15 protein-coding genes and 1 other RNA gene are annotated in these 18,975 nt (G+C 62.7%); 7 read left to right on the forward strand and 9 right to left on the reverse strand.

Annotated features, from left to right (window positions below):
* Position 1: 1 nt before the first annotated feature.
* The 4 genes from PSEST_RS08740 to PSEST_RS08755 form a co-directional block, all read right to left on the reverse strand.
* On the reverse strand, positions 2–865 hold the full coding sequence (locus PSEST_RS08740) for an MBL fold metallo-hydrolase (RefSeq protein WP_015276635.1): 864 nt from the start codon (positions 863–865) through the stop codon (positions 2–4).
* A gap of 174 nt (positions 866–1,039) precedes the next feature.
* Complete coding sequence (locus PSEST_RS08745) at positions 1,040–1,771, reverse strand: ABC transporter ATP-binding protein (RefSeq protein WP_015276636.1); 732 nt, start codon at positions 1,769–1,771, stop codon at positions 1,040–1,042.
* A complete protein-coding gene (locus PSEST_RS08750) occupies positions 1,764–2,984 on the reverse strand; it encodes an ABC transporter permease (protein ID WP_015276637.1) in 1,221 nt (406 codons plus the stop codon). Before PSEST_RS08750 ends, PSEST_RS08745 begins: the two co-directional genes overlap by 8 nt.
* 4 nt (positions 2,985–2,988) lie before the next feature.
* Positions 2,989–4,173: an efflux RND transporter periplasmic adaptor subunit gene (locus PSEST_RS08755; RefSeq protein ID WP_041756963.1), complete on the reverse strand. Its 1,185-nt coding sequence runs from the start codon at positions 4,171–4,173 to the stop codon at positions 2,989–2,991.
* A 170-nt stretch (positions 4,174–4,343) separates the two neighbouring features.
* Here PSEST_RS08755 and PSEST_RS08760 point away from each other — a divergent pair, with 170 nt between their 5' ends.
* The gene (locus PSEST_RS08760; RefSeq protein ID WP_015276639.1) at positions 4,344–5,276 is read left to right on the forward strand and encodes a ZIP family metal transporter; all 933 of its coding nucleotides are present in this window, start codon (positions 4,344–4,346) and stop codon (positions 5,274–5,276) included.
* A gap of 14 nt (positions 5,277–5,290) precedes the next feature.
* On the opposite strand, the gene PSEST_RS08765 is transcribed toward PSEST_RS08760, so the two are convergent.
* The 3 genes from PSEST_RS08765 to PSEST_RS08775 all read right to left on the reverse strand — a co-directional run bounded on the left by PSEST_RS08765 (position 5,291) and on the right by PSEST_RS08775 (position 7,942).
* Entirely contained in the window at positions 5,291–6,031 is a 741-nt protein-coding gene (locus PSEST_RS08765; RefSeq protein WP_015276640.1) for an OmpA/MotB family protein, read from the reverse strand.
* A gap of 2 nt (positions 6,032–6,033) precedes the next feature.
* Positions 6,034–6,843, reverse strand: a complete 810-nt coding sequence (locus PSEST_RS08770; RefSeq protein WP_015276641.1) for a motility protein A — start codon at positions 6,841–6,843, stop codon at positions 6,034–6,036.
* A 112-nt stretch (positions 6,844–6,955) separates the two neighbouring features.
* The gene (locus PSEST_RS08775) at positions 6,956–7,942 is read right to left on the reverse strand and encodes an NAD(P)/FAD-dependent oxidoreductase (protein WP_015276642.1); all 987 of its coding nucleotides are present in this window, start codon (positions 7,940–7,942) and stop codon (positions 6,956–6,958) included.
* A gap of 307 nt (positions 7,943–8,249) precedes the next feature.
* Here PSEST_RS08775 and ffs point away from each other — a divergent pair.
* The 3 genes from ffs to efp all read left to right on the forward strand — a co-directional run bounded on the left by ffs (position 8,250) and on the right by efp (position 10,440).
* An RNA gene (ffs, locus tag PSEST_RS21575) (signal recognition particle sRNA small type) lies at positions 8,250–8,346 on the forward strand.
* Between the two features lie 223 nt (positions 8,347–8,569).
* The gene (gene earP, locus PSEST_RS08780) at positions 8,570–9,724 is read left to right on the forward strand and encodes an elongation factor P maturation arginine rhamnosyltransferase EarP (protein ID WP_015276643.1); all 1,155 of its coding nucleotides are present in this window, start codon (positions 8,570–8,572) and stop codon (positions 9,722–9,724) included.
* A 149-nt stretch (positions 9,725–9,873) separates the two neighbouring features.
* Positions 9,874–10,440, forward strand: coding sequence for an elongation factor P (gene efp, locus PSEST_RS08785; RefSeq protein WP_015276644.1), 567 nt, complete (start codon positions 9,874–9,876; stop codon positions 10,438–10,440).
* A 104-nt stretch (positions 10,441–10,544) separates the two neighbouring features.
* Here the strand turns inward: efp and PSEST_RS08790 are convergent, their stop codons facing one another.
* Both PSEST_RS08790 and PSEST_RS08795 read right to left on the reverse strand, forming a co-directional pair.
* Positions 10,545–11,993 carry an SLC13 family permease gene (locus PSEST_RS08790; protein ID WP_015276645.1) on the reverse strand — a complete coding sequence of 483 codons (1,449 nt, stop codon included), beginning with the start codon at positions 11,991–11,993 and terminating at the stop codon, positions 10,545–10,547.
* Between the two features lie 199 nt (positions 11,994–12,192).
* Complete coding sequence (locus tag PSEST_RS08795) at positions 12,193–13,542, reverse strand: class II 3-deoxy-7-phosphoheptulonate synthase (protein WP_015276646.1); 1,350 nt, start codon at positions 13,540–13,542, stop codon at positions 12,193–12,195.
* Positions 13,543–13,674: 132 nt separating this feature from the next.
* Between PSEST_RS08795 and PSEST_RS08800 the strand changes: the two genes are divergently transcribed.
* The 3 genes from PSEST_RS08800 to PSEST_RS08810 all read left to right on the forward strand — a co-directional run bounded on the left by PSEST_RS08800 (position 13,675) and on the right by PSEST_RS08810 (position 18,890).
* Positions 13,675–14,424, forward strand: coding sequence for a spermidine synthase (locus PSEST_RS08800; protein ID WP_015276647.1), 750 nt, complete (start codon positions 13,675–13,677; stop codon positions 14,422–14,424).
* A gap of 248 nt (positions 14,425–14,672) precedes the next feature.
* Positions 14,673–16,835, forward strand: a complete 2,163-nt coding sequence (locus tag PSEST_RS08805; RefSeq protein WP_015276648.1) for a methyl-accepting chemotaxis protein — start codon at positions 14,673–14,675, stop codon at positions 16,833–16,835.
* Between the two features lie 384 nt (positions 16,836–17,219).
* A complete protein-coding gene (locus tag PSEST_RS08810) occupies positions 17,220–18,890 on the forward strand; it encodes a DEAD/DEAH box helicase (RefSeq protein WP_015276649.1) in 1,671 nt (556 codons plus the stop codon).
* Positions 18,891–18,975 lie beyond the last annotated feature (85 nt).

Here is an 18,975-nt window from a genome sequence, read left to right on the forward strand (position 1 = left end):
GCTACAGCACATCCAATGGGATTTTCAGGTAACGGGTGCCGTTGCTCTCAGGCTCTGGCAGCTCGCCGCCGCGCATGTTGATCTGCACAGAGGGCAGAATCAGCGTGGGCATGCCCAACGTGGCATCGCGTGCGGTGCGCATGGCGACGAACTCTTCTTCAGTGATGCCAGCGTGAACGTGGACGTTGAGCTCGCGTTCGGCGGCGATGGTGGTTTCGTAGAGAAACTCCTCGCGGCCGGGTGCCTTGTAGTCATGGCACATGAAGACCCGCGTCGAATCTGGCAGGGTGAACAGCTTCTGAATGGACTGATACAGCGTGCGCGCGTCGCCGCCGGGAAAGTCGCATCGGGCGGTGCCGTAGTCGGGCATGAACAGCGTATCGCCGACGAACGCGGCGTCGCCGATCACATAAGTCATGCAGGCTGGAGTGTGCCCCGGGGTATGGATGGCGTGCGCCTGTATGTTGCCGACCTGAAAGGTGTCACCGTCGTGGAACAGATGGTCGAACTGACGACCGTCCGTGGCGAACTCGCTACCGGCATTGAACAGCTTGCCGAAGGTGTCCTGCACCACTGTGATCCGGTCGCCGATCGCCAGCCGACCGCCTAGTTGCTGCTTCAGGTAAGGGGCCGCACTCAGATGGTCGGCATGCACGTGGGTTTCCAGCAGCCATTGCACCGTCAGCCCCTGGGCGCGCACATAGTCAACGAGACGCTCGGCCGTGGCGTGGGAAGTGCGACCTGAGGCCGGGTCGTAATCCAGCACCGAATCGATTACTGCGCACTGCTGGGTTACCGGGTCGCTGACTACATAGCTGTAGGTGAAGGTTGCCGGATCGAAAAAGGCTTCAACATGGGCGTTCATTGCGTATTCCTTATCCATTCTGCATACCGGTAGGGGTATCTGTGTGGAGGTGATCTTAGTCCTGAATAAGGTTATATGCTTAGAATTAATAGTTATTAGTCGTTGGGCAGCGATGCGCGTCTGTTGGAGAGACCGATTGCCCAGCGCTAGAAGGGCGCCGACACAGCCTGCACTTCAGCGACTCGACGGGTTGGCTTCGTCGCTGACGATATGGCCGTCGACCAGTTGAATGGTCCTGGCACAATCCGCTGCGAGGCGCGGGTCGTGAGTCACCACCAGCACCGCACAGCCGAACTGCGCGTTGATCCGGTGGAACAGCTCGAACACGCTTTGCGCAGTGCGAGTGTCGAGGTTGCCGGTCGGCTCGTCGGCCAAGAGCAGCGGAGGGCGAGTCACCAGTGCCCGGGCGATGGCCACCCGCTGTTGCTGGCCGCCGGAGATCTGCGTGGGTTTCTTGTCGGCGAAGGCGCCAAGGCCGACCTCGTCAAGCAGGCCTCGCGCCAGTTCGATATCGGCAGGCGAAGGTTTGCCGTGGCGGATCATCAGCGGCATCAGGACGTTTTCCAGGACGCTGAAGGCCGAAATCAGGTGGTGAAACTGGAACACGAAGCCGATCGCCTGATTGCGCAGGTGGGTGCGGGTTTCATCGTCACTGTCGCGAGTGGCCTGCCCGAGCAGATACAACTCGCCCGAGCTCGGTGCATCGAGCAGGCCGATCAGATTAAGTAGCGTACTTTTGCCGGAACCGGATGGGCCGATCAGTGCGGCCAGTTCGCCGCGATACAGCGACAGGTCGATACCATGCAACACCTCGGTTTCCAACGGTGTGCCAACGTTGAATGCCTTGCGTACCTGGTCCAGGCGCAGGACTTCGGCCGAGTTGTGCTTGATCATGGGTTCAGACATAGCGGATCGCCACCGCCGGATCGTAACGCGCCGCGCGCCGCGCCGGCATCGCCGCCGCGAGTACGCCGGTGATTGTCGCGACCAGCATCGCCAGCGGTACCAGCGTCGGATCGACGGGGATTTCGAACAGGCGCGGCCCGAACAGATTGAATACCTGCACCAGGCCCCAGCCGACCCCACCACCGCAAGCCGAGCCGAGCAGGCCGAGCAGCCCGCCTTGGAGCAGGAAGACGCGCAGGATCTGCCCGCGCGGACTGCCCATCGCGCGCAGAATGCCGATTTCGCGGGTGCGCTGGACGACGCTCACGGCGAGCACGCTGGCGATGCCGAAGGCGACCGAGATGCCGACGAACACGCGAATCATCTCGGTGGTCATGCTTTGCGAGCTGAGCGCATTGAGTAGCTGGCCATTGGTTTCCATCCAGCTTTCCGCGCGTAACCCGGTGAGCCGAGCCAGGCGCCGGGCAATGCGGTCTGCTTCGAAAATCTCGGCGACCGTGGTATCGATCACCGTGATGCCGCCCGGCAGGTCGAGCAATGTTTGCGCCTGCTTCAGATCCAGATAGACATAGCGCGCATCCAGCTCACGCACGCCCAGCTCGAAGATGCCGGCGACGTCCACCACCGCTTCCCGGCCTTCTCCAGCGTCCAGTCGCAGCTTGTCGCCGATGCCCAGGCCGAGATCGCGTGCCAGCTCCTTGCCGATAACCGCGTTGCCGGCGCCGACCACGAAGCGTCCGGCAATCAGATCATTGGCCAGCGGGATGATGCGCTGGTAGCGCGGCGGATCGATGCCGAGCAGCGCAACCGACGCCCGCGCCACGCCGCGACGGGCGATTGCCGGGCCGCTGATCACTGGCGAAACGGCCAGGATCTGTGCGTCCTGATCGAGCACGTCGCGAATGTCCTGCCAGTTGATGATCGAGCGCAGGCGCTGTGCCCGCGGGCTCTCCAGCACGAGCGACCAGCTGTCGTCATCGCTCGGTAGAATGCGGTTGACTTCGTCCGGCGGCAGAATGCGGATATGCGCCTGGGTGCCGAGGGTGCGCTCGACCACGTTGGCCTGCAGCCCGGTGATCAGGGCAGTAATGAACACGATAACGGCTGAGCCTACCGCGATGCCGAAAGTGATCAGCAGGGTCTGCATGCGATTGTCCAGCAGAAAGCGCAGGGCAATCTTCCATTCGGTCCACAGCGAGTTGGCCAGGCGCATTCCGTCAGTCCTGAATGCCGTGAGGAATCGGTTGTTCCTGCACGCGCACGCGCTGACCTTCCTCGGCATCGCCGATCAACACCAGATCGCCCGTAGCCAGGCCCTCGACAACTTCGCTCAGCGCCGTGCCGAGCAAGCCCAGGCGCACGTTTACCCGTTCGACGACTCCCGCGCGGACCCGTAATACCTGCGCGCGCATACCGTCGCGCGCCCGCAGCGCATCGTTGGGCAGCACCAGGGCTTGCTTGCGGCGGCCGGTCTCGATGTTCACCGACACGGTCATGCCCTGACGCAGGAAGTCGGCGGGCTGCTCAAGGTCAAGATGAACATCGATGGTGCCGCGGGAGGTATCGACGCTTGGCGCGATGAAGCTGACCCGCGCCGGCATCACGCGCTCCGGGTAGGCATCGGCAATGATCTTCGCAGCCTGTCCCAGTTCGATCGGCGCCAGGTTCTTCTCGTCCAGGGGCAAGAGGATTTCGTTGCTACCCGAGCGGGCGATTGCCAGCAGGGTTCGGCCCGGTTGTACCAGGTCGCCGGGCTCGGCATCGCGCGTCTGCACGATGCCGTCTACCTGCGCATGAATACGGGTTTTCGCCAGCGTGGCGCGAGCGGCTTCCAGTCGCTGCCGCAATACCTGCTCCTCGCTGCCGCCCTCGGCCAGGGCTGCGGCGGCAAAGCGTGCGCGGTCACGGATCACGCGGGCGGTGAGCTCCGCTCGGCGCGCCTGCTCCAGTGGCTCGGACGCCAACAGTTTGCGTTCGAAGAGCGTCTCGCGACGCTTCAGTTCGCGGCTTGCCTGTTCGAGGTTGTGCTGCGCTTCGCGCAGGGTTGCCTGCGCCTGTGGTCGGGTGGAGTCGATCAGCTGCTGCAGGGCCGCTTCGGCCTCGCGCAGACGGGCGCGCTGCTCATCGTCGCGCAGCTCGAGCAGCAGGTCGCCAGCCGCTACTGCGTCGCCCTCACGCACGTGGCGCGCCGAGATGACGCCGGTGATCTCGCTGCCGACCTGGGCCAGCGACTGGCTGTCCACCTCGCCACTGGCGACCACGCGCTGTACCAGCGGGCGTGTCTCCAGGCGGTAACCGGGCAGTTCCGGCCCTTGCAATTGACGCCAGATGAACCAGGCAGCAAGAAGAACAAGCGCGAGAAGCAGCGGGAGTGTGCGGCGGATGGATTTTGCGGCGGGCACGACGGACCACTCCTGGATGCGGCCCTTGAGGGCCATCGAACGCGTCAAGCTTACGGTCATACCCGCGGGGGTACAACGCCGCCATGATGGCCTGCGCCTATCACGACCATAGGCTCTGGGAGGCGGCTCTGCGGAGTACACTGGGCTCCCGCATCAAGGATTCTGAAATCATGGCGACCACCGTCCAAAGCCCGGCGGCCACTCTGCGTGCTGCCTGGATCGCGCAGGCGCAAGCCAACCCTTGGATCACCTTCGGTCTTGCTGCTACTGCAGTAGCGGTGCTGTTACTGCTAGTGGCGGGTACCGCTAACGCGTTGCAGAGCAGCGAATCGGCCAATGTTCGCTATGCACTGCTGGGTGGTACGGCAGGGTTCGCGGCGACCGCCGTCGGCGCTTTTCTGGCTATCGGCCTGCGGGATATCTCCACGCGTACCCAGGACAGCATGCTCGGTTTCGCGGCAGGAATGATGCTTGCGGCCAGCGCGTTCTCGCTGATTTTGCCGGGGCTGGAGGCGGGGCGTGAGCTGTTCGGCAGCGGTCCGGCCGCGGCGCTGACGGTGGTGGTAGGGCTTGGCCTGGGCGTGTTGCTGATGCTCGGTCTGGATTACTTCACCCCGCACGAGCATGAAAGCACCGGGCCGTGCGGGCCCGAGTGCGAGCGGCTCAACCGCGTGTGGCTGTTCGTGCTCGCCATTGCGCTGCACAACATTCCCGAAGGCATGGCCATCGGCGTGAGCTTCGCCAATGGTGATCTGAGCGTCGGTCTGCCATTGACCACTGCAATCTCGATTCAGGACATTCCGGAGGGCTTGGCCGTGGCGCTGGCCTTGCGCACCACCGGTCTGTCGGCGCTCGGCTCGGTGCTGGTCGCCGCGGCGTCCGGGCTGATGGAGCCGATTGGCGCGCTGGTGGGTATCGGCATGTCCAGCGGTTTCGCGATTGCCTATCCGATCAGCCTCGGCCTGGCTGCGGGTGCCATGATCTTCGTTGTCTCCCACGAGGTTATCCCGGAAACGCATCGCAACGGTCACCAGACGCCAGCCACGTTGGGCCTGATGGTGGGTTTTGCCGTGATGATGTTCCTCGATACGGCGCTGGGCTGATCGGATGGCTGCAGTCAGGGTTGGTCTGGCGCGGTCTGCATGATCAATTCGACGCGCCTATTGCTGGCGCGCCCGCGATCGTCGCCGTTATCAGCGATAGGACGTGTATCGGCGTAGCCGGTTGCACTCAAGCGCCTTGCCTCGATGCCGGCCAGCTGCAGGTAGCGCACCACGCTGCTGGCGCGGCTGGCCGAAAGCTCCCAGTTGGACGGAAAGCGTTCGGTCTGGATCGGCAGGTTGTCGGTGTGGCCTTCGACGACGATGCGATAACGATTGGCGGCGAGCGTCGGGACCAGCTGGTCGATCACGTCCAGCCCTGCATCCTCCAGCTCTGCGCGACCGGAGCCGAACAGGAGTTCGCTGCTGATACGAAAACTGATACTGCCTTCGTTGACGATGACCTCGATATCGTCGCCCAGCGCCATGTCCGACACGACATCGCTGTCGTCAGTCTCGTCTGGCGCCGTCTCGACTGGTGGCGCCGGCACCGGTGCGATCGAGGGAATCGGTGACGCCGACATATCCAGCGCGAGGTTCGGTCCGCTTGCCGCCTGCAGCGCTGTCGAATCAAGGATCGCCTGTTCGCTCTGCCTGCCATCGCCTTTGCCGGCCATCGTCAGCATGATGACCAGCATCACCAGCAACAGCGTGAGCATGTCGAGGTAGGTGATCAGCCAGGCTTCCTGCTCCTCTTCGCGCTGCGGTTCGATATGCCATTTGGAGAAGCGGCTGCCCTGGGGCGTCTGGCCATTCACGGTCATTCCTCCTGCGGCTTGCCAGGCGGCGCGGCGGGGATGCCATCGCGAATCTCGTCGTCGTGATGGGCAATAAAGGATTTGAGCGTTTCGCGCATGTAGGCCGGGCTGCGGCGGTTACACATCATCGAGATGCCCTGCATTACCAGGTTCATCAATGCCACGCGCTGTTCGGTGCGCCGCTCGAGCTTCACGGCGACCGGCTTGAGGATCAGGTTGGCCAGCAGCACGCCGTAGAAGGTCGTCATCAGCGCGATGGCCAGGCTGCGACCGATCAGGTCCATGTCGCCGCTGCCAAGCATGAACATCAGGTTGATCAGCCCAACCAGCGTGCCGATCATGCCGAACGCCGGGGCATAGCTGGCCATGGCGCGGAACAGCTGTGCCTCGGCATTTTCCCTGGCGCGCAGACGCGCGATGCGCCATTGCAGGACTTCCAGAATGTCCTCTTCCGGCGTGTTGTCGATCACCAGCTGCACGCCGGTGCGCAGAAACGGGTTGCTGACTTTTTCCTCGGCCTTCTCGACTGCCACCAGATCGCCGCTGATCCACAGTCGAGAGATATGCACCAGTTCGTCGAGATCCTGGCGGGTATACAGGCGTTCGTTACGCAGCACGGTCCAGAGCAGGCCGAATACCCGCGTGACTTCGCGCAGCGGATAGCTGATGAAGGTCGCCGCCAGGGTGCCGACCAGCACGATGCCGAGGCTCGGCAGGTCGATGAACAGCGCCGGCTCCTTGGCTGCGAAAAGCATGACGACTGCCAGCAGGCCGATGCTCGCAAGGATGCCAATCAGGGTCGAGGGATTCATCGAGGCTCCGCTGCAAGGAGGGTCGTACGGAAAGCGCGCGATGATAACAGCTGACCGGAAGCGCGCGGCTGACCTGGGTCAGGGCAGGGCCAGCCGCTCAAGCGTGTGTCGGTTAGAGATTCTCCAACAGTCGGCGCGCCGCTTCCTGCCCGCTTAGCCAGGCGCCTTCCACGCGGCCAGACAAACACCAGTCGCCGCAGGCATAAATGCCCAGCTTGGCGTCGGCCAAAGCGTTCCATTCATGGGCCTGCGCTGGTCTGGCATACAGCCAGCGATGCGCCAAGGTGAATTCCGGAGCGGGTACCACGCAATCGATCAGTTCGGCGAACGCTCCGTGCAGCCGCTCGATGACCGCCTCCTTGGACAGGTCCAGGTGCTGGCGGCTCCAGCTGCTGGTGCCGTGCAGCACCCAGGTATCAAACTCGCCATTGCGGCCTGGCTTGCTACGGTTGCGGGCGATCCAGTCCAGCGCATCGTCCTGGACGAAGCATCCTTCCAGGGTGGTATTCAGGGGCGTCGCAAAGCCGAGCGCGACGGCCCAGGTTGGCTCCATGGCAACGCTCGCCGCAACTGCTGCCAGCTTTGGCGCAGTTGCCAGCAGCGCGGCTGCCTGTGGCGCCGGAGCGGCGATGATGACCTGGCTGAACGGACCATGACTGGCACCGGTGGCATCCACCAGCGTCCAGAACCGTTCGCCACGAAACACCTCGGTGATACGGCAACTGAACGTCACCGGCAATGCGCCTAACAGGCCGCGGGTGATCGAGCTCATGGTCGGGGTGCCGACCCAGCGCAGCTGCTCGTCGGCGGATGGTGTCAGTTGTCCATTGCGAAACTGGTACATGCCTGGCGACCACTGGTCGACCCAGCCTTCGGTCTGCCACTGGCGCACGGCTTCGCCGAAGCGGCGATCCCTGGCGGTGAAATACTGAGCGCCCAGGTCGAGCGAGCCCGCGTCGCTGCGCTTGCTCGCCATGCGACCGCCGCTGCCCCGGCTCTTGTCGAACAAATGTACTGCCTGCCCGGCATCGTGAAGCGTACGCGCGGCGGAGAGCCCCGCGATGCCTGTCCCGATGATGGCGATTGGAGCCTTGCTCATGTTTACCTCGTGTGCTGTTGCCATCGGCTGCAAAGCGATTGTCGTGCAGCATGGTTTCATGACAAGCGTTCGATAGCGCTTGAGCCTGCTCATCCTCGAACAGACGCCGGCCTTTGGCTAGAGGCTTTCGACGCAATGCGCTACGTCATTTGAAGGTTTTGCCAGTTGCTGACCGGCGGTAGGGATTGGCCGGCCATGCAGCAATTGGCCGCTGCAACGCGCAGCTTGTAGTCGGTGGTTGTAAGTTGCTGATAAGCCGGTACAATGGCGCCGCTCGCCGCCAGGCGGGTTTTGTTATGGTGGGCCCTGCCGGTCCCCTCGCAACGATCAGCCGTGAACCCGGTCAGGCCCGGAAGGGAGCAGCCGCAGCGGTGACATTGTGTGCCGGGGTGTGGCTGGTAGGGTTCACCTCCATAACGACAGTCTTGTTTTCCTCTTTCTCTGTTTCTGACTTCGCTGACCTTCGCAGGCTCGGGCGTATTCGCACGTCTGGCTTATGGCGAGCAGGCCGCAGTGCTCCTTTAAGCCTTGTTGTGTAGCGGGCAAGCCCGCCATCTGCCGCAACCTTGTATCCTGCGCGGCCTATCCATTGCATCAAGTGCCGGTATTTTTTCGAGGAACATTGGTTTGTCTGTCAAAGCGAAGTGGGACATCTTCTGCGCCGTCGTGGATAACTTCGGAGACATCGGCGTTACCTGGCGGCTGGCTCGTCAGCTGGTCGCCGAGCATGGTCAGCCGGTGCGGTTATGGGTGGATGACCTGGAGACCTTTGCGCGACTCTGTCCGGCTGCCAGTGCCCATGATGAGCAGCAGACCCTTGATGGGGTGGAGGTCAGGTACTGGCCTAAAAAGTGGCCAGGCGCGGAGCCCGCCGACGTAGTGATCGAGGCGTTCGCCTGCAACCTGCCACAGGCCTATATCAATGCGATGGCAGCCAGTAGCCGGCGCGTGCTCTGGTTGAACCTCGAGTACCTGAGTGCAGAGGACTGGATCATCGGCTGCCACGCGTTACCGTCGCTGCAGGCCAACGGGCTGCAGAAGTATTTCTTCTTTCCCGGTTTCGAGGCCGATACCGGTGGCCTTATCCGCGAATCCGATCTCATGCAGCGCCGCGCCAGATTCCAGGCTGATCCCCTGCAGCAGGCCGAGTTTCTCGCCAGCCTTGGTGTCGAGAGACAGCCGGAAGCGCGGCTGCTGTCCTTGTTCGCCTATGAAAATCCTGCCGTAGCGGGCTGGCTGGATGCGCTTGCCGGCGATACGCGCGTGAACCAATTGCTGGTGCCGGAGGGGCGTGTGCTGGGCGATGTCGCGGCCTGGCTCGGCGTGCCGAACGTACAGGCGGGGGACCATCATCAGCGTGGCAGTCTGCAGATATCCATCGTGCCGTTCATGACCCAGGATGAATACGACCTGTTGCTCTGGAGCTGCGATTTCAACGCAGTGCGTGGCGAAGAGTCGTTCATTCGCGCCCAATGGGCCGGACGTCCTTTGGTGTGGCACATCTATCCGCAGGAAGACGATGCGCACTGGGACAAGCTCAATGCGTTCCTCGACCTGTACGCCCATGGTTCGCCGCCTGCGGTTGAGGAAGCGCTGCGCGGCTTCTGGCGTGCCTGGAACGCTGGAGAGGGCGCAGGCGAAGCCTGGACTGCACTGCTACGCCAGTACCCCGCGTTGCTCGAGCGCGCCGAAGGCTGGACCCATGAGCAGGTGGTCAATGGTGATCTGGCGGGCAAGCTGGTGTTCTTCTACGCGGATTGGTTCGGCTCCGTTCACGGTTAGTTCGTCGCTCGGGCGATCATCGCGCCGCCTTTGCGAAACGCCGCTGACCCTGCGTCACCTCGCGCAGCAACGCGGCTTGCGACAAAACGGGAACAGCCCCTATGATACGCGGCCTGTTTTTTGTCTCTAATTCCCTTCGGATATTTCGTATGAAAACCGCACAAGAGTTCCGTGCCGGCCAGGTGGCCATCATCAACGGCGCACCCTGGGTCATCCAGAAAGCCGAGTTCAACAAGTCCGGCCGTAACAGTGCCGTGGTCAAGATGAAGCTGAAGAACCTGCTCAACGGCTCGGCTACCGAGACCGTCTACAAGGCCGACGACAAGCTGGAGCCGGTCATCCTCGAGCGTAAGGAAGTGACCTATTCCTACTTCGCCGACCCGCTGTACGTGTTCATGGACGACGAGTTCAACCAGTACGAAATCGAGAAGGAAGACCTCGAAGGCGTGATGACCTTCATCGAAGACGGCATGACCGACGTCTGTGAAGCGGTGTTCTACAACGACAAGGTGATCTCGGTTGAACTGCCGACCACCATCGTTCGTGAGATCGTCTACACCGAGCCGTCCGTACGTGGCGATACTTCGGGCAAGGTGATGAAGACTGCCCGTCTGAAGAACGGTGCCGAGCTGCAGGTTTCCGCCTTCTGCGAAATCGGCGACTCGATCGAAATCGACACCCGTACCGGCGAGTACAAGTCCCGCGTCAAGGCCTGATAGGTCTCGCAGACTTCTCGTAGAAAAGCCCGGCCTAGTGCCGGGCTTTTTGCGTTCTGGCCCCGCGCCGCTGGCGCCGGGCCCTCGATTCCTCGCGGTATCAGTCAACTCGCCCAGATCAGTCCGACCAGGCCATAGCAAAGCAGGGTCACCAGTGCGACACCGAACAGGTTGATCGCAAAGCCTGCCTTGATCATCGATTGGATGTGCATCTGGCCGGTGCCGAAGACAATGGCGTTGGGCGGTGTTGCCACCGGCATCATGAAGGCGCAGCTGGCGGCGATGGCGGCGGGGATCGCGAGCATCTCCGGCGACAGGCCCTGGGCCACGGCCAGCGCGCCCAGCAGCGGCAGGAAGGCGGCGGCCGTAGCGGTATTGGAGGTGATCTCGGTGAGGAAGGTGATCACCAGCGCCACCAGGCCGATCATCAGAATCAGCGGCAGCGCGCCAAAACCGCCGAGGCTCTGCGCGATCCACTGCGCCAGGCCGGATGCGCCGATCACGCCGGCCAGCGACAGGCCGCCGCCGAACAGCAGCAACACACCCCAGGGTGCCTTGTTGGCCTGCTCCCAGTCCATCAGGAATACGCGTTGGCGCAGATCTACCGGAATGAGGAACAGCGACAGAGCGGCGGCCATAGCAATGCTGGTATCGTTCACGCCATTGACGTGCTTGGCCAGCAGCGGTTGAAAAATCCACGCCAGGGCGGCCAGGCTGAACACCACCGCAACCATCTTCTCGGCCTTACTCATCGGGCCAAGCGCAGCCATTTCCTTTTCCAGCATGGCACGGCTGTCGCCGCCCGATAGCGTGAAGCCGCCGCGGGTCAGCCACCACCAGATGAATAGCAACATGCCGAGGCTTACCGGCAGGCCCAGCAGCATCCACTGGCCGAAGCCGATGTGCACGTCGTAGTTCTCGCGCAGGAAAGCCGCCAGCAGTGCGTTCGGTGGGGTGCCGATCAGTGTGGCGATGCCGCCGACGCTTGCGGCATAGGCGATGCCGAGCAATAGCGCGATAGCGAAGCGCTCGCCGTCGCGCTTGTCGCTACCGGCCACCAGCAGACTGATCACCGATAAGCCGATCGGCAGCATCATGATGCTGGTCGCCGTATTACTGACCCACATGCTGATGAACGCGGTGGCGATCATGAAGCCGGCGATCTGCCGGCTGGGCGCACTGCCCACCGCCAGCAGCGTCGCCAGGGCGATGCGCTTGTGCAGATTCCAACGCTGCATCGCCAGCCCGAGCAAGAAGCCCCCGAGAAACAGAAAGATGGTCGGGTTGGCGTAGGGCGCGGTGGCTTTGGCCAGTGTGTCGATGCCGAGTACGGGGATGAGGAGGATCGGCAGCAGCGACGTGGCCGGGATCGGTATCGCCTCGGTCGACCACCAGACCGCCATCAGTGCGGCCATGCCAACGGTCAGCCAGGCAGTGCGCGAAAGGTCTGCCGGCGGCTCGGTGAGAATGCACAGCAGCAGAAGCAGTGGGCCGAGAAACAGGCCGATGGAGGCGGCGATGGCGGCCCCCTTGTTCTGGGGCGAATCGGACATGCAGCGTTTCCTCTAAGTAAGCGACTCGGCTGCGAGAGGGCGTAGGGAACCCGAGTCAAAACGTCGCAGATTCTAACAGCGATTAGTTAGCTCGCGAATTAATCGTTTTTCAGACTATTAGTCAGCTATGCAGCTCCGCCACATCGGGCAGGCATCGCCATGCCCTATGTGGCGGAGCTGTGCGCTGTAGATGGGCGGATCAGTTTGGCCGCAACTGCTTCAGCGTCTCGGCAATCATGAACGCCATTTCCAGCGACTGATCGGCGTTTAACCGCGGGTCGCACTGGGTGTGATAGCGATCGCTGAGGCCGGCTTCGGTGATTGGCCGCGAACCGCCGATGCATTCGGTGACGTTCTGGCCGGTCATCTCGATATGAATCCCGCCGGGGTAGCTGCCCTCGGCACGATGCACATCGAAGAACTGACGCACTTCGGCGAGCACCTTCTCGAAGTCCCGCGTCTTGTAACCGCTGGACGCCTTGATGGTGTTGCCATGCATCGGGTCGGAACTCCAGAGCACATGGCGACCTTCGTTCTGCACCGCACGCACCAGTCGCGGCAGGCCGGCTTCGACCTTGTCGGCGCCCATGCGCACGATCAGATTCAGGCGACCGGGGTCGTTCTGCGGGTTGAGGATGTCGATCAGGCGGATCAGCTCCTCGCTGTCCATGCTCGGGCCGACCTTCACGCCGATGGGATTGCCCACTCCGCGCAGGAATTCGACATGCGCGCCGTCGAGCTGACGGGTGCGGTCACCGATCCACAGCATGTGCGCGGAGCAGTCGTACCAGCCGCCGCTGAGGCTGTCCTGGCGGACGAAAGCCTGCTCGTAGTTCAGCAACAGTGCCTCGTGAGCCGTGAAAAAGCTGGTCTCGCGCAACTGTGGCGCGCCATCCAGGCCGCATGCGCGCATGAATTTAAGCGTTTCGTCGATGCGTGCGCCGAGCTGGTGGTACTTCTCGGCCAGCAGGGAGTTGGCGATGAAGTCCAGGTTCCACTGATGCACCTGGTGCAGGTCGGCGAAACCGCCCTGGGCGAATGCGCGTAGCAGGTTCAGGCTGGAGGTGGACTGATGGTAGGCCTGCAGCAGACGCTCCGGGTCCGGCACGCGACTTTGCGCGTTGAAGTCGATGCCATTGACGATATCGCCCCGGTAAGCCGGCAGCGTCACGCCATCGACGGTTTCGTCACCGGCCGAGCGGGGCTTGGCGAACTGGCCGGCCATGCGCCCTACCTTGACCACCGGACAGCCGGCCGCGAAGGTCATGACGATCGCCATCTGCAGCAGCACCTTGAAGGTGTCGCGAATCTTGGTGGCCGAGAATTCGGCGAAACTCTCGGCGCAATCGCCGCCCTGCAACAGGAACGCGCGGCCCTGGGTCACCTCGGCGAACTGCCGTCTCAGCTCCCGTGCTTCGCCGGCGAAGACCAGCGGTGGCAAGCCGGCCAGGGTGCGTTCAACGCGCGAGAGGTGTTCGGCATCCGGGTATTCGGGCTGCTGCTGGATCGGCTTGCTTCTCCAGCTATCGGGGCTCCAGGCGTCGTTCATGATCGTTCCAACTGATAAAAGTGCGGCGATTTTACCTGAAGCGCCCGGACCCCGGAGATAGCGATGGCCTATGGGGCTGCGTAAGATGCGTTCGCCGACACGCTGGTGATCGGATAGCTGCGGAGCACATTGATGGACAAAGAGGAACGTCTGCTCGCCGAAGTGCATGACGCTTTCGGGCTGATTCGCGTACTCGAGGTGGGCGACTACCGTTTTCTCGAGTTTGGCGCGGCGGTCGAACAGAGCTGCGTATTCACCGCCGATCCTGCCTGGCTCGAATACGATTACACCCGCGCGATGCTGCTCGGTGGGCTGTGTCATGCAGAGCCGGAAACCGCACTGTTTCTAGGGCTTGGTGCCGGCAACCTGACCCAGGCCTGTCTGCAGTTCCTGCCGCTGGAAGACGTCGAGGTCATTGAGCTGCGGCCAGCGGTGCCGGAGCTTGCGATGCAGTACCTCGGCTTGCAGAACGACTCGCGGCTGTATATCCGCATCGGCGATGCCACCGAGTTGCTGGATACCGCCGAGAGTTCCGATCTGATCTTCGTCGATCTGTACAACGATGCCGGACCGGATGCCGCGCATCTGGCCTGGTCGTTCCTCAAGCGCTGCCAGGAAAAACTCAATCCGGGTGGCTGGCTGATCATCAATCAGTGGGGCACCGACGACGACCGCCCGCTGGGGGCTGCGCTGCTGCGTGGTCTGTATCACCGGCACTACTGGGAATGCCCGGTGAAGGAGGGCAACGTGGTCCTGCTGGTGCCGGCCGACCTCGACCAGCAGCTGGACGTGAATGGATTGCGTCTGCGAGCCGAAGCCCTGGCGTCGCGTCTCGGGTACACCTTGGACTCGCTGATCGCGGCGTTGCGCCCGGCCAGCTAAGCGGTGCCCCGTTGCGGTGCGCGGGTGCGCCTGCGGTATTCAGGATGAGCTCTATCGGTGCGTCTGCTGCAACCGCAGCCGCCAGGTCTTGGTTGCAGCGGCACGCCAGCGCGTTCCGGCGTTGGCGCTGGTGATCAGCGATAACGCTGACTCGGGTCGGCTCGTGAGCCTTTCTGGTGCGTAGAGCTGCAGGCTGGTCTGCTAATTGCTATTGGCCAGCATGCTCTCACCGCAGTAAGGAACGCTCAGTGCTGAAACTCCAAAGCCATCAGATGCATCTTTCCGTAAGCGAACGTCACTGGCTGCCTTGGCTGGGGCCTACCGGCAAGCTACGAATGCGCTGGTCCTGTTGGCTCAACCGCGGTGCCTATTCCGCCGTGGAGCAGGTTTTCGAGGGTATCGCGCAGTCCCGTGTGCGCATACTGCAGAACTGGGTTAGTGCACACTGGGAGCATCTGGCGGACCTCGCCTCGAACCTGGGTGAAGGGCTGGCCCATGCGGATGCCGACCTGCTGGAAAAGAAGCACGCCCAGTTGCCCGATCTGTCCGAGCTGTTCGTTATCGATCCGCAAGGCCGTGTGCTGGCCTCCACCTGTGCGGCTCACGTCGGGCAGCAAGATCTCGATGGCGGGGCAGTGGCCCGCGGCCTGGGCGAGCCATTTCTGCATGGCCCCTATCGCGACCCGCTGACCCTGCGTCTGGGTGCCAGCACATCGCGCTTTCATGATGCAGTGACCCTGATGTTCTATCAGCCGGTGCAGGTCGGCGGAAAGCGTTTGGGCTGCATCTGCGCGCGAGTTCCCAACGATGTCATCGGCGACCTGATCCAGCGCGAAGCCGGTCATATTTATCCGGAGTCCGGCGACAACTATCTGTTCATGGTCGATTCACGTTTCGACCGCACCGTTCAGGCCGGCACGGCGCTGTCGCGCTCGCGTTTCGAAGATGCCACTTTCAGCCACGGCGAGAACCTCAAGAGCGGCGTGCATACCCGTTGGGGCGCGGTGCGTGTGCAGCAGCACACCGAACTTGAACTGCGTTTCACTGATCCCGCCACCGGGCAACTGCATCCGGGAGTACGGGAAACCATCGCCAACGGCTCGAATCTGTTCGTCACCTATCCCGGCTACTCGGATTACCGCCATATTCCGGTGATCGGCAAGGGCGTGACCTTTCAGTTGCCGGGTTCGCCGGATCGCTGGGGCATGATGTGCGAGGCCGACCTGGAGGAGGTCTATCGACGCCGCTCATTGAGCGTCGGGTTGATGAAAACGTACCTGTGCACCGTGACCACGCTGTTCATCATCGGTGGTCTGTTGCAGGAGTACAGTGGGCTGTCGCATACAGCGCTTAATCTGCTCAACGGCCTGCTACTCATACTGGGCGCCTGGTCCTTCGCGTCTTTCGGGCCCAAACGCCTGGCGGCGCGTATGCAGGAAATGACCGAAGTGATCCGCACGCTTGCCGAAGGCGAGGGCAGCCTGCGTCAGCGAGTCGACAGCAGTACCATGCGACACGACGAGAGTGGCGACATGGGGCGCTGGATCAACAGCTTTATCGACAGCCTGGATGGTGTAGTGGGGCAGGTGATCCAGGTCTCCAGGCATGTGCGGCATGATAACGAGCTGATGCTCGCCCGCAGCAGCGAGGCAGGGCAGACCACCGGTGAAGTAGCCGAGTCCATCCATCAACTGCTGTTGCTGGTAGAGGAGCAGCTTGGAGAGATCCAGCAGGCCTCGATGACCGCCGAAGAAATGAAGGCGGCGATGGACGAGGTGATGCAGTGCGCCCGCGAGCGTTTCGACACCGTGCGCAACGGTACTGAATCGATCCGTGATGTGGTGCAGCGCTCGGCGCAGAGCGTGCAACTGCTCGACAGCCGCATGGGCGAGATCGATGAGATCGTCGGGCTGATCAGCGACATCACTACGCAGACCAATCTGCTGGCGCTGAATGCGGCAATCGAAGCTGCTCGTGCGGGGGATCATGGCCGCGGTTTCGCGGTGGTGGCGGGCGAGGTGCGCTCGCTGGCGCAGCGCACGGCCAAGGCCGCGGAGGACATTCGCACCAAGGTCGAGAGTCTGCAGGGCGAGACGCGCCAGGCGGTGTCGTTCATGGAAGGTGGCGTGCAGAACGTCGACCGCAGCCTACGCCTGACCGAGGAGGCGTCGTCGGAAAACGTGCATCTGCACCAGACAGTCGAGCGCATGTTCGAGATCATCAAGGGTTTGAACGAGCGCAGCCTGCATTACGGCCAGACCATCCGAGGTGTCGAGCAGGCCTCCAGCGAAATGGGGCAGACCTTGGGCGTGCTGCAGGGCAGTGCCGAACGGGTGCGCCATACGGCCGGCAAGCTACATCAATTGGTTGGTCGCTTTCGCGTCAGCGCCGTTAACAGCGACGCAGCTTGAAGCGATCTTGCCGCGATAGTCGCGGGTCCGCGCAAAGCCATACATCCTTGCGCGGCGAGCCGAGGGCGCCTTCGCGGCGCCTATGGCTCGCAGGCTCGCCATAAAAAGCATGATGGGATCTCGGCCTGCCACGCAAAATACCCGCACAGCTTCACGTTAATCCGGTATAGTACGCGCCGGCTGAAACCCAGCCTGCGTTCAGGTACTGCAACACACGAAGCACTGCTTCGGCTGCTGTCCGCTTCGAGCGGGCTATCCTTGACGATTCATCATTCATACGTTTTCGCAACCCCGCCGACCAGGCTGCCAGGGTGACCTTCGGGTTTTGCACGGCATGCGCAGCTTCGGAACAATGGGTCTTGCGGAGCATCAGAGACAAGACCCATGACCCAGGAAATCGGCGGCTTTGCCGCACTCGGTATTCACTCCGCTGTTCTGGCTGCCATCAGCGCAGTCGGCTACGAAGAACCATCCCCTATTCAATCTCAGGCGATCCCGGTGATCCTTGGCGGTCACGACATGATCGGCCAGGCGCAGACCGGTACCGGCAAGACCGCGGCCTTTGCGCTGCCGATCCTGTCCAAGATCGATCCCGCTCGTAAGGAAGTGCAGGCACTGATCCTCGCGCCGACTCGCGAACTGGCCCTGCAGGTCGCCACTGCATTCGAAACCTATTCCAAGCAGATGCCTGGCCTGACCGTCGTCGCGGTCTACGGTGGCGCACCCATGGGCCCGCAGCTCAAGGCCATTCGCCAGGGCGCGCAGGTCATCGTTGCGACCCCGGGCCGTCTGGTTGACCACCTGAGCCGCAACAGTGGCCTGCTGTCGACCATCCGCTTCCTGGTACTCGACGAGGCGGACGAGATGCTCAAGCTGGGCTTCATGGACGACCTCGAAGTGATCTTCGAAGCGATGCCAGAGAGCCGTCAGACTGTTCTGTTCTCCGCTACGCTGCCGCACTCCATTCGCGCGATTGCCGAAAAGCACCTGCGTGAGCCGCAGCACATCAAGATCGCTGCCAAGACCCAGACCGTCGCTCGTATCGAGCAGGCACACCTGATGGTCCATGCCGATCAGAAGATCCAGGCTGTGCTGCGTCTGCTGGAAGTCGAGGATTTCGACGCCCTGATTGCCTTCGTGCGCACCAAGCAAGCCACGCTGGATCTGGCCGCCGCGCTGGAAGCCAAGGGCTACAAGGCCGCTGCGCTGAACGGCGATATCGCCCAGAACCAGCGTGAGCGCGTTATCGAATCGCTCAAGGATGGCCGCCTGGACATCGTCGTCGCCACCGACGTCGCCGCCCGTGGTCTCGACGTGGCGCGCATCACCCACGTATTCAACGTGGACATGCCCTACGATCCGGAGTCCTACGTACACCGCATCGGCCGTACCGGCCGTGCCGGTCGTGAAGGCCGTGCGCTGCTGCTGGTCACCCCGCGTGAGCGTCGCATGCTGCAGGTTATCGAGCGCGTGACCAACCAGAAGGTCGCTGAAGCCCGTCTGCCGAATGCGCAGCAGGTGCTGGACGCCCGCATCAAGAAACTCACTAACAGCCTCGCGCCGCTGGTTGCCGATGCCGAAGCCACCCATGGCGAGTTGCTCGACAAGCTGGTTGCCGACATCGGTTGCAGCCCTCGTGCTCTGGCCGCTGCACTGTTGCGCAAGGCCACCAATGGTCAGGCTCTGACCCTGGCCGAGGTGGAAAGAGAGCAGCCGTTGGTTCCGACCAGCAGCCCGCGTGAGCGCACCGAACGTTCGGATCGTCCAGAGCGTAGTGGTGATCGCGAGCGTCGCGCTCCGGTCCCGCTGGCCGAAGGCCGCGCCCGCTGCCGTACGCCGCTTGGAGCGCGTGACGGCATCGCTGCCCGCAATCTGCTCGGCGCCATCCTCAACGAAGGCGGCCTAGCCCGCGAAGCCATCGGCCGCATCCAGGTGCGCGACAGCTTCAGCCTGGTCGAGCTTCCGGAAGACGGTCTCGAGCGCTTGCTTGGTAAACTCAAGGACACCCGCGTCGGTGGCAAGCAGCTCAAGCTGCGTCGCTATCGCGAGGATTGATCGGTAGGTAGATAAATGAAAGGCGGGCTTATTAGCCCGCCTTTTTTATTGCCAAAAGAAAGATTCACCTCGGCTCTCGCTTTCC

The organism is Stutzerimonas stutzeri RCH2 (assembly GCF_000327065.1).
GTDB classification, from domain to species: Bacteria; Pseudomonadota; Gammaproteobacteria; order Pseudomonadales; family Pseudomonadaceae; genus Stutzerimonas; species Stutzerimonas stutzeri_AE.